The 11,666-nt window shown below is 44.4% G+C and carries 16 protein-coding genes and 1 tRNA gene; 5 read left to right on the forward strand and 12 right to left on the reverse strand.

Translation table 11 applies throughout. From position 1 onward, the window contains the following. Positions 1-149: 149 nt before the first annotated feature. Positions 150-227, reverse strand: a tRNA-Val gene (locus NF865_RS09070). 115 nt (positions 228-342) lie between these two features. On the opposite strand from NF865_RS09070, the gene NF865_RS09075 reads away from it, so the two are divergent. Next, complete coding sequence (locus NF865_RS09075) at positions 343-726, forward strand: DUF356 domain-containing protein (RefSeq protein ID WP_253304399.1); 384 nt, start codon at positions 343-345, stop codon at positions 724-726. Here the strand turns inward: NF865_RS09075 and NF865_RS09080 are convergent, their stop codons facing one another. Beyond that, positions 727-1,260 carry a multiprotein bridging factor aMBF1 gene (locus NF865_RS09080; RefSeq protein ID WP_253304400.1) on the reverse strand — a complete coding sequence of 178 codons (534 nt, stop codon included), beginning with the start codon at positions 1,258-1,260 and terminating at the stop codon, positions 727-729. 80 nt (positions 1,261-1,340) lie between these two features. Between NF865_RS09080 and NF865_RS09085 the strand changes: the two genes are divergently transcribed. Beyond that, positions 1,341-1,829 (forward strand): GNAT family N-acetyltransferase, encoded by a 489-nt coding sequence (locus NF865_RS09085; protein WP_253305652.1) that lies wholly within the window; start codon positions 1,341-1,343, stop codon positions 1,827-1,829. Position 1,830: 1 nt separating this feature from the next. Here NF865_RS09085 and NF865_RS09090 read toward each other — a convergent pair whose 3' ends face one another. From NF865_RS09090 to NF865_RS09100, 3 genes are read right to left on the reverse strand one after another with little or no spacing between them, the layout of a single operon-like run. After that, the gene (locus NF865_RS09090) at positions 1,831-2,238 is read right to left on the reverse strand and encodes a Zn-ribbon domain-containing OB-fold protein (protein ID WP_253304401.1); all 408 of its coding nucleotides are present in this window, start codon (positions 2,236-2,238) and stop codon (positions 1,831-1,833) included. 2 nt (positions 2,239-2,240) lie between these two features. Next, entirely contained in the window at positions 2,241-3,398 is a 1,158-nt protein-coding gene (locus NF865_RS09095; RefSeq protein WP_253304402.1) for a thiolase family protein, read from the reverse strand. Between the two features lie 10 nt (positions 3,399-3,408). After that, positions 3,409-4,461, reverse strand: coding sequence for a hydroxymethylglutaryl-CoA synthase (locus NF865_RS09100; RefSeq protein ID WP_253304403.1), 1,053 nt, complete (start codon positions 4,459-4,461; stop codon positions 3,409-3,411). 188 nt (positions 4,462-4,649) lie between these two features. On the opposite strand from NF865_RS09100, the gene NF865_RS09105 reads away from it, so the two are divergent. Together NF865_RS09105 and NF865_RS09110 are read left to right on the forward strand one after the other, a co-directional pair. Further along, positions 4,650-5,882: a C/D box methylation guide ribonucleoprotein complex aNOP56 subunit gene (locus NF865_RS09105; protein ID WP_253304404.1), complete on the forward strand. Its 1,233-nt coding sequence runs from the start codon at positions 4,650-4,652 to the stop codon at positions 5,880-5,882. A gap of 5 nt (positions 5,883-5,887) precedes the next feature. Beyond that, positions 5,888-6,568, forward strand: coding sequence for a fibrillarin-like rRNA/tRNA 2'-O-methyltransferase (locus NF865_RS09110; protein WP_253304405.1), 681 nt, complete (start codon positions 5,888-5,890; stop codon positions 6,566-6,568). A 316-nt stretch (positions 6,569-6,884) separates the two neighbouring features. Here NF865_RS09110 and NF865_RS09115 read toward each other — a convergent pair whose 3' ends face one another. The 5 genes from NF865_RS09115 to eno form a co-directional block, all read right to left on the reverse strand. Then, positions 6,885-7,082 (reverse strand): hypothetical protein, encoded by a 198-nt coding sequence (locus NF865_RS09115; RefSeq protein ID WP_253304406.1) that lies wholly within the window; start codon positions 7,080-7,082, stop codon positions 6,885-6,887. 116 nt (positions 7,083-7,198) lie between these two features. Then, entirely contained in the window at positions 7,199-7,339 is a 141-nt protein-coding gene (locus NF865_RS09120; protein WP_253304407.1) for a hypothetical protein, read from the reverse strand. A gap of 10 nt (positions 7,340-7,349) precedes the next feature. Then, a complete protein-coding gene (locus tag NF865_RS09125; RefSeq protein WP_253304408.1) occupies positions 7,350-7,955 on the reverse strand; it encodes an AAA family ATPase in 606 nt (201 codons plus the stop codon). Further along, positions 7,949-8,392 (reverse strand): AAA family ATPase, encoded by a 444-nt coding sequence (locus NF865_RS09130; protein ID WP_253304409.1) that lies wholly within the window; start codon positions 8,390-8,392, stop codon positions 7,949-7,951. The genes NF865_RS09125 and NF865_RS09130 overlap by 7 nt, the downstream gene beginning before the upstream one ends. Positions 8,393-8,462: 70 nt before the next feature. Further along, the gene (eno, locus tag NF865_RS09135) at positions 8,463-9,755 is read right to left on the reverse strand and encodes a phosphopyruvate hydratase (protein WP_253305653.1); all 1,293 of its coding nucleotides are present in this window, start codon (positions 9,753-9,755) and stop codon (positions 8,463-8,465) included. A 128-nt stretch (positions 9,756-9,883) separates the two neighbouring features. On the opposite strand from eno, the gene NF865_RS09140 reads away from it, so the two are divergent. Continuing rightward, entirely contained in the window at positions 9,884-10,360 is a 477-nt protein-coding gene (locus NF865_RS09140) for a DUF257 family protein (protein ID WP_253304410.1), read from the forward strand. Positions 10,361-10,367: 7 nt separating this feature from the next. On the opposite strand, the gene NF865_RS09145 is transcribed toward NF865_RS09140, so the two are convergent. Continuing rightward, entirely contained in the window at positions 10,368-11,243 is an 876-nt protein-coding gene (locus tag NF865_RS09145) for an AEC family transporter (protein ID WP_253304411.1), read from the reverse strand. A gap of 57 nt (positions 11,244-11,300) precedes the next feature. Next, the gene (locus NF865_RS09150) at positions 11,301-11,645 is read right to left on the reverse strand and encodes a cupin domain-containing protein (RefSeq protein WP_253304412.1); all 345 of its coding nucleotides are present in this window, start codon (positions 11,643-11,645) and stop codon (positions 11,301-11,303) included. Between the last annotated feature and the right edge of the window lie 21 nt (positions 11,646-11,666).

Genomic DNA, 11,666 nt, shown 5'->3' on the forward strand with positions numbered 1-11,666 from the left:
ACATGATAACTTAGACAATGTACTTACACCAAAAAGCATCGCCTTTAAGGTGGAAGGAGGAGTCAGATCAAAGACCTAAGTCCATCAATATCCTGCTCAGAAGAGGCCTCTTTGGGGAGGGAGACGTTATGAGTTTTACAAAATCGTTGTGGTGGGCCCGCGGGGATTCGAACCCCGGACCTTCGCCGTGTGAGGGCGACGTCATAACCAGGCTAGACCACGGGCCCTTAGCCACACATATCTCTTAGGGTTTTGCTTATAAATTTTTCTTAGCTAAGCTACCGTGGGCTGGTTCACACATACATTTAAATACCCCTGAGGTTAGCTCTTCTCGGTGAGAACATGTTAAACACGATAGTTTTGATAAGGACGGACAGCTTCGACAAAGCACTGGTAGCATTGGCAGACCTTATAAGATACGGAGGAATGGAAATTAGGGGCAAGCCTAGAATAATCCCTCCCGCTCTTTCTGATTGGGCGTTTGAGAAAATTGTGGGAGAAAAGCCCAAGAAAAAGTATCGCGCTCATGTTGTGGCGCAGATAGACTTACCCCCTGCGAAGGCAATAGGTAGGTTGAGAGAGATTCACCCACCTGCTCACATAGTAGTCATCCCACCGGGATCAAACGTCCACAGGGAGCTTCTAAGAATGTGGGGAACTTTTGAAGTATTGAAAGGATTTCACCGCCCCAGGAAATCTGTAAAAGGAGTAGAAAACGAGGAGTGATCACTTCTTTTTCTTCTTCCTGATCCTTATGTGTGCGATGTCGCCCAGCGTAGGTTCGTAGTCCTTAGGTATCTTTACTTTCTCCTGCATGTTTTCCTCTATTTTTTCGATGAGTGTTATTTTGAAGTATTTTTCGAGCCTTCTTGCTTCCTCTATGGTTGGCATGTACTCCCCATGGGCTATCCTCCTAAGGAGGTTGGTTGAAAGTCCCACTTTATGGGAAAGTTCCTCATAACTTAGACCGCTCTTTTGAATTGCTTCCCTGACTCTTTCGGCGTAATCTTCGACAATATCCTCTGTGTAAAGAGGTCTCTGCATTCTTGGAGCTGGCTTTGGCTTTGGTCTTGCTTCATAGTGCCTTCTTGGCTCTCTTCCTGTGGGCATTGGGCTCCAAGTGCCGGGCTTTTTCCTGCCGTACTTTTGGTAACATTTGCTACAAACTAAAAGCTCCGCACCCTCTATTTTTACCGTGTGGCCCTGTCCTCTAATCTCTGCTCCACAGACTTCACAAATTCTTGGCTTGGCCTTTGCCATTAAAATCACCTTCGTCGCTCTCTACTCTCAGTTGAGGATTAGATTTTATAAATCCATCTGAAAATTTAACACCGATGGATATGTCGAATGAAATCAAAATAGAGAAGCTAAAGAAACTAGATCAAGAAACCCTCGAAACTCTTGTTGGAATATACATGCGGGGCTATGAAAACCTACGGGAATACGGCGGTGAAGGAGAAAGCTACGCGAAGAGATACATCCGCTGGTGCTGGAGCAAAGCTAGCGATGGGTTTTTTGTGGCAAAAGATGAAGATAGGATAGTAGGTTTCATTGTATGCGATAACGACTGGCACAGCAGATATGAAAACAGAGTAGTAGGAGCTATACACGAGTTCGTAATTGATAAAGACTATCAAGGAAAGAGCGTTGGCAAAAAACTCATGGAAAAAGCCTTGGAGTATTTGAGCAAATACAACGATAAAATAGAGCTCTGGGTCGGAGAGAAAAACACCAAGGCAATCGAGTTCTATAAAAAATATGGGTTTAAAGTAGCTGGGAAAAGCGGCATATGGGTAAGAATGGTAAAGGATTTAAAAGAGGAAAAATAAGTCACTTTATCGGAGGTCTGAACTTGTAGCCGTAGAGGATTATTCCGTCTTCTTCGAACTCTCTGATCTTTCTTGTGACCATTTCAACTTCCATTCCAAAGTCTATTTCTTCCGGATCAACGTCTGTGAGCTGAGCCAAAACCACTGGCCCCTCTTCAAGCTCAACTAGGGCTATTGGATAGGGCTTGTAGTACTCATAACCGCTCGGTGGGTTTCTCACTATGGTCCAGCTAACAACTTTACCTTTCCCGCTGAACTGGAAGTCCTCTATCTCCTGGCTTCCACATTCGGGACATACAGGCCTCTTCGGGAAGTGAACGTGACCACAGCTCTTACATTTGCCTCCGATGAGGCGGTACTTTTCTTTAAAGTGCCTCCAATACCTTGCAACCTGCATGGGCCTTCCCATCTTCAAACCCTCCTCAATATGGTTACAGTTATGTTTGAACCCGTTCCACCGATGTTTTGGGTCAAGCCAATCTCCGCATCGGGCACTTGGTTCGGGGCTTCTCCTCTAAGCTGCCAAACTGCTTCAACAGTTTGATAAACTCCAGTTGCTCCTACTGGATGCCCTCTCGCCTTCAATCCACCCAAAGTTTGGATTGGATAGTCTCCATCTATGGCTATCTGCCCTTCTTTTGCGAGCATTGCACCTTTTCCTCTTTCGGCTACTCCTATTGATTCTAAACTTAATGCAGCCATAATAGTGAATGCATCGTGAACCTCAAAGAAGTCTATGTCATCAACACTAACTCCCGCCATCTTGTATGCTCTCTCAGCGGCAACCTTTGCGGCCTTGAGGAATAAGAGGTCTTTCCTATTTGCTAAGTTTATTGTGTCTATTGCCCTTCCCATTCCGGCAACTTCGACCATCTTTGCCTTATCCACGAACTCCTTGGCTTTTTCTTCGGTGGTTATTATTACCGCAGCGGCTCCATCTGCTATTGGGGAGGCATCAAAGAGCTTCAGTGGATTCGCTACATATGGGCTCTTCATAACGGTCTCAACTGTTATCGGCTTTTTGAACATTGCATAGGGGTTCTTAGCGCCGTTTGCGTGGGCGTTAACTGCAAAGAGCGCCAAATCCTCTTCGGTGTAGCCGTATTCCTTCATGTAGAGCCTCATGGTGAGAGCGTTTAAAGCGACAAAGCTTACTCCATGGAAGAGCTCCCACTCTGCATCCGCAGCATAAGCGAGGTATCTTGTAGCGTCGCTTGGCCAAGCATCGGTCATCTTCTCAACGCCTACAACGGCAACGACGTCTTCAAGGCCGCTCATAACTGCTTTTACTCCCTCTTGAACAGCAGTTCCTCCGGAAGCACATGCGGCTTCGACTTTAACCGCTGGAATATTTCCAAGACCTGCCCAGTCTGCTATTAATGCACCAAGGTTTTCTTGCTCAACGAATGAACCTGAGGCCATGTTTCCAACATAAAGGGAATCCACCTTATCAACGCCTGCATCTTCCATTGCGTTGAGCAGTGCTTCAACCGCTAAATCTCTAAGGCTGAGCCTCCAGTGCTCTCCAACCGGAGTTAGCCCCACACCAATAATTACTGGCTTCCTCATTTTAACCACCTCACAAGATGTACTTACCTCTGTGCTTTGCATAGAGTGCATAATCGATGTATTTCTTTCTATTTACGTAGTCCATGGTCTTTGGCGCTAAGTCCCTCTTTTCTTCTATTGCATCTTGCACAACCAAGCTGAAAGCGTCGCTTCCAGCTCCGCTTCCAAAGCTTACCCAAAGAATCCTATCTCCTGGCTTTGCTATGTCTAAAACCGCTGAAATGCCCACGAGGGTTGCACCGCTGTAGGTGTTTCCTATTATTCCACTCAGCAATCCTGGAAGGACTTTCTCCTTGGGAATTCCCAGTATTTTTGCGGCAGTTAACGGGAACTTAACGTTTGGTTGGTGGAATACGGCATAGTCAAAGTCACTTGGTGAGTATCCAAGCTCCTCCATCAATCCCTTCGCGGCGTTTATTATGTGATGGAAGTAAGCGGGCTCTCCGGTAAATCTATTTCCATGTCTTGGATAAGGCTCGTGCTGCCTTCTCCAGAAATCGGGGGTATCGGTTACGTAGGAATAGCTTCCTTCAAAATAAGCAACCGTTTCCGAGCTCTTCTCTCCAATGATATAAGCGGCTCCTCCGGCTGATGCGGTAAATTCCAAGTGGTCTCCGGGTCTCCCTTGGGAAGTATCGGCACCGATTGCCATGGCATACTTTGCCATTCCGCTTCCCACAAATCCAATTGCGGCTTGAAGAGCTTCAGTTCCGGCTTTACATGCGAATTCAAAATCGGCTGCATCTAAATCGGGAGTTGCCCCAATTGCTTCCGCAATCACAGTTGCAGAGGGCTTAACGGCGTAGGGCTTAGATTCCGTTCCAAACCACAATGCCCTAATCTCTTTTGGGTCTATTTGAGCTCTTTTGAGGGCATTCCTTGCCGCTTCAATTCCTATGGTTATAGCATCTTCATCTAAATTGTTTACGGACTTTTCCTGTATGGGAAAGCTGTTTACTCCCCATACCCTTCCAATTTCTTCATTTTTAATTCTGTACATTGGCACATAAGCACCGTAGCCAACAATTCCGACATCCTTTATTGGCTTTAGCAGTCTTCTCATTGGGCACCACCTTTTTAAGGAATTAGCTTAAATGGGTTCTTTCGGAGGTTAATGGTGTACATTATAAAAGTCTTTCGGTAAATGTGCAACGTTTTTTCGACAATTGCTTATAAGGCCATGTTGCAGAGTAGGTTTAAAAGCCCAACTCTTTTATACCTCTTCAACAAAAAATGGAAAAGGTGATGCTCATGAAAGCATACATAAGCGAAAACGTGCAGGGGATCTACGCCTTTGATGGAGAAGGCAAACTCATAGGAAAAAGAATCTTCACGGAGAAGCCAGAAGTTGCATTGGACGAGCTCCTAAAGGGAGAAGTCACAGAAGACCTCACTGCTTTCATAAAAGAACTGAAAGAGAAAGGGTACTCAAGTTTTGTGTTCGAACATCCGGAGCTGAGCAGAAACGTGAGGGAGCTCGGTTTCGAAGCTGAATTCGAATTCCCCAACTTGGCTGGGGAGAGACTTAGAGAAAACCCCGCGGAGTTTTTAGGAGAAGAGTGGTTTGAGAAGTACTTCACAGTGGGAGTGGCTTTAACCAGGCTTAGGATACAGGAGCAGAGCGGTGCAAGGGACAAGATGGTAATCCAAGCAATAGAAGCTCTTGACGACATTGACAAGGTCATAAACCTCCTTGTTTCCAGACTCAGGGAGTGGTATTCCCTCCACTTCCCCGAGCTTGACGAACTTTTGCCCAAGCACCCGCAGTATGTGAGCTTTGTTAAGACCATTGGACACAGAGACAACATTACGAGGGAGATGCTGGAATCCCTCGGATTGGGAGAAAACAAGATAGCAAAAATCCTTGAAGCAAAGGAGAAGACAATGGGTGCATGGATGGATGAAAAGGACATCAAGGTTATCCAAGACTTGGCAAAGGAAATCGACGACCTCTACAAGCTGAGAAGCGAAATCGAGGACTACATTGACAAGGCAATGGACGACGTCGCTCCAAACTTGAAGGCTCTAGTGGGAGCGAAGCTTGCTGCCAGGCTGATTAGTCTGGCTGGTGGTCTAAAAGAGCTGGCAATGATGCCGGCATCGACGATTCAAGTTCTCGGTGCAGAAAAAGCCTTGTTCAGACACCTAAGAACCGGTGCAAAGCCACCAAAGCACGGAGTTATTTACCAATATCCAGCTATCAACAGGTCTCCATGGTGGCAAAGGGGTAAAATTGCAAGAGCCTTGGCTGGAAAGCTTGCAATAGCAGCTAGAGTTGACTACTTCTCAGGTGAATACATAGCAGAGGAGCTTAAGAAGGAGCTTGAAGCAAGAATTAAAGAAATCAAGGAGAAGTATCCAAAGCCACCAAAGCGCAAAGAGAAGCCCAAGAAAGAGAAGAAGAGATTTAAGAAGAAAGAAAAAGGAAAGAAATTCAAGGACAAGAAGAAAAAGAAAGGAAAAGAGAAAGGCAGGAGGAGGTGATGTAAATGAACGTTAAAAAACACAAATTCCCTGGCGTTTACATTGTCATTGATGATGACGGCAGCGAGAAGATAGCGACCAAAAACCTCGTCCCAGGACAGAAGGTTTACGGTGAGAGAGTTATCAAGTGGGAAGGGGAAGAGTACAGAATATGGAATCCAAACAGATCAAAACTTGCTGCTGCTATCCTTAACGGACTTAAAAACTTCCCGATAAAGCCCGGAACAACCGTGCTTTACCTTGGAATAGCGAGCGGTACCACAGCTTCTCACGTGAGCGACATCATAGGGTGGGAAGGAAAAATCTTTGGTGTTGAATTTTCCCCAAGAGTCCTTAGAGAGCTCGTCCCACTTGTAGAAGAAAGGAGAAACATCATACCCATTTTGGGCGATGCAACAAAGCCCGAAGAATACAGAGCGCTGGTTACTAAAGTGGACGTAATCTTTGAGGACGTTGCCCAGCCAACGCAAGCTAAGATACTCATAGATAACGCTAAAGCTTACCTCAAGAGAGGCGGCTACGGTATGATATCCATTAAGAGCAGGAGCATAGACGTTACAAAGGAGCCGGAGGAAGTTTTCAGGGAAGTTGAGAAAGAACTTAGCGAATACTTCGAAGTCGTTGAGAGAATCTCCTTAGAGCCATATGAAAAGGACCACGCATTGATAGTTGTCAGAAAGCCTTGAATTTAAGTAATCCTTTGCTCAAGAAGTTTTCTTTCCTTTTCATCTTTAAGATTGATTAAGTAGATAGTAACCGTTCTGGTTGTCCGCTACTTTTGGGACATGCGAAACCATCGTAGCGGGCAACCTTCCACCCTCCCGTCTTCATTGGGTGGCTTTCGGGGGGAACGGTAACTCCCCACATCTCTCAGGACTTTCAGCAGTCCCCATTCGGGCTTAGAACCCCCACATACCGGAGACTGCCACATCACTAAAAACTACCCCACAAGGCTATATAAAAATTACGGAAAACAAAAGCCAACAAATGTTTCGTAAATTCCTATTTACGAAACAGCCCATGACCATTTTTAGCCTTCTTGCTTCTATAAACATCTTGAGCAAAAGTTAAAACAAATGCATCTTCGACTTTGAATTTTAAAGCCCCTGTTTTTGCAGAATTTAGCAAATGATAGTCTTTTCTCCCAATGGCTTCCCCTTCTATCTCAAACTCATGATTTTCTGTTGGGACTTTTCTCATTTTTCGTAGTATTGAGGAAAGCAATTTAAAAGACTGTGGGGCAATTCTTGACTGCTTGAGTCGTTTCTTAAGGGCTTCTAAATGACGATAATACTCACTTGCAGTATCTGCATTAATTACGAAAATAATATTTCCACATTTAATAAGAGTTCTGTAACGATTTCATATGCAAGTTTAGTTTCCTCATCACCTTTTAGACCTTTTTCCTCTTCAAGAGCTCTTCTAAGCACATTGGTATCAAGCACAATGACAATCATTATCTTCCCCTCATGCTTTTAGCCAATCAAGGAATACATCTATATCTGCTTCAAAAAAGTCTTGAAGATCCCCTTCAACACTTCCGTCTTCATGAACAATAAGCCTATTAAAAACTGACTCTCCTTGCTCTTTCCGTGATGAATAAATAACGAGATCCTCTGGAGATAAACGTTTCGAGGCTACGGCATTTAACAACCCATATAACAAGTGCTCTGAATGAGTCTCAATTATCAGCTGGTAATCTCTCTTCTCTGATACCATTAAGAAGAATTCAGCAAGCTCATACTGAAGTTTTGGATGAAGATGCATTTCTGGATGTTCAATGAAAATAGTACTCCCTTTGGGATAAAATGCCAGAGCAGTTACTATCGGGAAAAGTGCATTTAATCCTGCACCTGCATCTGCGAGATTTATGTCAACCCCTTCTGGAGTCGTTGCAATAATTTCATACTGGCCTTGTGTTTCTGTTGGCACCCATCTTAGATTTTGGAGCCCATATTTTGCGTAAAACTCACGAATGATTCCAATATTTTCCTGGAATTCTGAACGATAACAAGCATAATAAAAAATTGCATGAGAATTTGAAGTATCAACAGCGGATGTATCCGCTAACACTCCCCTAATCTTCGCCCTACTCTACGGTTAGTTTTTAGAATGTGAAGTATTCGCGAAAGTTCCATTTTTAAGTCTCTGTTAGAGGATTGGTTGCCAATTAGTTTTCTAGTACCTTTTTCTTTTGACAATGAAACCTCAACTCTCAGTATTCCTACGTCTTTAAAATCAGCATTTATGTGAATTGTCTTAGAAATATCGTGAGCATGGACTATTTCATCGAAGAATTTAATCTCAAATAAGTTTTCAAGAACACTCTCGATACCTACGGTGTTGGTTATAGAACCAGTATAGACATGTGGATTCCGCAGAACCTCGGCACATTCCAAAATGGACGTTTTTCCACTTCCATTCGGCCCTACGAGAACATTAATTTTCGAGAACTCCAGCTCCGCTTTTTTGATTGATTTATAATTCTCAATGAGCATTTTTGTAAGCATAAGCTTTCACCATCTTTATCTAAGTTATCGAGAATATTTAAAGGTATCTCCAGAGAAAAAAAGAGAGAAATCAGAGCAGTGGGTTCCTAAACTTCTTACCTGGATAGTAGGCTACTCCTTCAAGCTCTTCCTCGATTCTTAGGAGCTGGTTGTACTTGGCGTTTCTATCGCTCCTTGCTGGTGCTCCCGTCTTAATTTGCCCAGCATTTAATGCAACGGCTATGTCTGCAATTGTTGAATCTTCGGTTTCACCGGAGCGGTGGGATACGACAACTCCATAGCCCGCTCTAAATGCCAAGTAAGCGGCATCCATTGCTTCACTTAGCGTTCCAATCTGGTTTACCTTGAGGAGCAGTGCATTTCCGGCTCCCATCTCAATGCCCTTCTTGAGCCTCTTGACGTTTGTAACAAAGATGTCGTCACCAACTAGCTGAACCTTCTTGCCGAGCTCCTTTGTGACCATCGCGAAGCCTTCGAAGTCCTCTTCTTGAACTGGGTCTTCAATGGAGACTATCGGATATGTTGATATGAGCTCCTTGTAGAGGTCAATGAGCTCTTCCCTTGTGTATTCCTTGCCTCCAACAACGTAGACACCTTTTTCTTCCTCATAAAGCTCGCTTGATGCAACGTCAAGGGCAAACGCTATTTCATCTCCAACTTTGTAACCGCTCTCTTCAATTGCTTTTACAAGGGCATCTAAGGGCTCGGTTACCTCTTTCATTGGTGGAGCAAAACCTCCTTCGTCACCAACGTTGACCGCTAACTTGCCGTACTTCTCCATGAGAAGCTTCTTTAAGGTGTGGTAGGTTTCGCTTACCATCTGAATTGCTTCCCTAAAGCTCTTTGCACCGACTGGCATGATCATGAACTCTTGGAAGTCCAAATCATTGCCAGCGTGAGCTCCACCATTGATAACGTTGCTCATTGGAACGGGCAAAACATAAGCGTTTGCTCCACCGAGGTAGCGGTAGAGCGGTATTCCAAGTGTGTTTGCCGCAGCCTTTGCGACTGCTAAAGAAACACCAAGAATAGCGTTTGCACCGAGGTTGCTCTTGTTTTCAGTGCCGTCAAGCTCAAGCATGAGCATGTCTATGTCCCTTTGAAGCGTAACATCCATTCCAATAAGCTCTGGGGCGATTATCTTGTTGACGTTCTCAACGGCCCTCTTAACGCCTTTTCCGTGGTATCTCTTTCCGCCGTCCCTAAGCTCTAAAGCTTCGTGAATTCCCGTTGATGCTCCACTTGGAACAGCGGCTCTTCCCATTGCGACTGGAGTATATACGTCAACTTCAACTGTGGGGTTTCCCCTTGAATCTAAGATTTCCCTTGCAACAACTCCGGTAATTTCAAATGGGTTCTCCATTGCTTTCACCTCGGGTGATATTTGGGGTTTCTCTTTAAAGCTTTTTCACATAAGGAGATAGTTAGGACAAGCTTTGCAGAAAATTACGAATCGCAAATGGGCTTCAATCCATATTTAAACCAAAGTACTTGTACAAGGCACAGCTGGAGTTAGCCGGCATTGACACCAGCTTCTTGAATGATGTTAAAGTCGTAAAACTCGGTGGCAGGCTGAACGTCGGGCAAGTTGTGGGGAGGATTAGAGTTGAAGAGCTGGCGATTCAAGAGCACGAGTACAGGAAGGTTTTTGACTCTCTGCTGAGGGAAAGAGAAATAGTAATTAATCCCATTTTGGGCTTTGAAAAGATATTCTCTCTCGCTGAGTCTACAAGAGAGGTGTTCCGTATTGTGAATGACGTCCTTTCTTTTGTTGGGGATAAGCGCAGGATTGCGTTTTACTTCATCAATACTGACGTGTTAGAGCGTGCTGTTCCAGATGCTTTGCCATTGCTTGAAGAGTTGGCAACAACCATAGTCGAGGTCACCACAGAGGGTAAGCTCTACAGGTTCTCTGTAGTGAAGTCTGTGAACAATGAACTCTCGGGACTCGAGTTCACTCTACCGTGATGCCAAATTAGAGAAATAGCCTAAGGGCAAGAAAGAGGGCTAAAACTGCGAGAGTTAACACAATCGTAACTCCAATCCCCTCTTCTTCTTTAAGCTTATAATGAGCTAAAATGGCATTTGCCATTATTGCGGGAGGCATTGAAGCCTCAACAAGTACTGCATAGAATATTTCCGGATCAGCTCTTAGTGTTGAAGCGACAAAAACAAAAGGCAGGACTATTCTAAACGTCCCTACCTCAAGGAGCTTCCTCCATTCAAACTTCTGAAGGTTTATGCGGGAGCCGAAGTAAATGAGAATCGCGGGAATACTCCACCATCCGATTTTGTTCATACAACTCAGCAATCCTGAGGGAAGTTTAATACCCAGTAGCACAAAGGATAAGGCTAGTAGATTAGCAGTTGTAGGCGGAAACTTAAGCGCTCTTAGGAGGCTTTCCCTGAGCGAAGCTTTTCCGCTCGAATAATGTGCAGCAACGAAAGTCACTATTGGAAGGACTATCAAGGTGTTTGTATTTGCATAGATAATCGCAGGGGTTAAGTCGTCCAAAAAGAGGCTTGCTATTGGGAATCCCATTGCCACTGTATTTGGATACGTTGAGAGTATTATCAAAGCTCCCCGCCATTTTTTATCCTGCACAAAAAATCTGCCATAAAGAAAAGACGCCCCAAGGCTTAGGACAATGACCAAGAAGACATACAAGAATACTACTTTAATCTCCATAAGGTATTCAATGTCCTTTGAGGCAACGTTTGAAAAGACGTAGAAGGTTAAAAGTCCCTGTGAGGCAAGCTTATTTAAATAGATGAACGGTATTTCAGACTTTACTAACCTCCGAAGGATAAGCCCTATGCCGATTAAAGCAAGCATTTCGTAGATGTTCATGCTCTTAGGTAATAAGAAGGTTTAAAGAATTTTTCGCTCTGGAAATCCGTTATTTTGTCAATCCTCCAGCCAGACGGTATCTTCCCCAAAGTAGTTCAGCTTAACCACAAAGAGCCTAAATGGTTCTTCCCTTTCGTTTACAACCCAGTGAATTGTTTTTGGCTTTACAAGGTAGATATCGCCCGGTTTGGCGTTGTACTCCCCCCCTCCGATGCTGAGTTTTGCCTCACCGCTGATTATGCAAAAAAGCTCATATTGCTTCTCATGGTAGTGCTTTGGAACTCTTTGCTTTGGCTTTATCTCAACTATTTGGGCGTAACTCCCTTCCGGGAGCTCTCCCTCAAACAGGGGAGCCTTTCTATACGTGTCCCTATCAACAAACTCCTCAATTTTTGCCTTCATTTCAATCCCCTGTGTTATGTT

The organism is Thermococcus aggregans (assembly GCF_024022995.1).
In the GTDB taxonomy this organism is placed as follows: Archaea; Methanobacteriota_B; Thermococci; order Thermococcales; family Thermococcaceae; genus Thermococcus_A; species Thermococcus_A aggregans.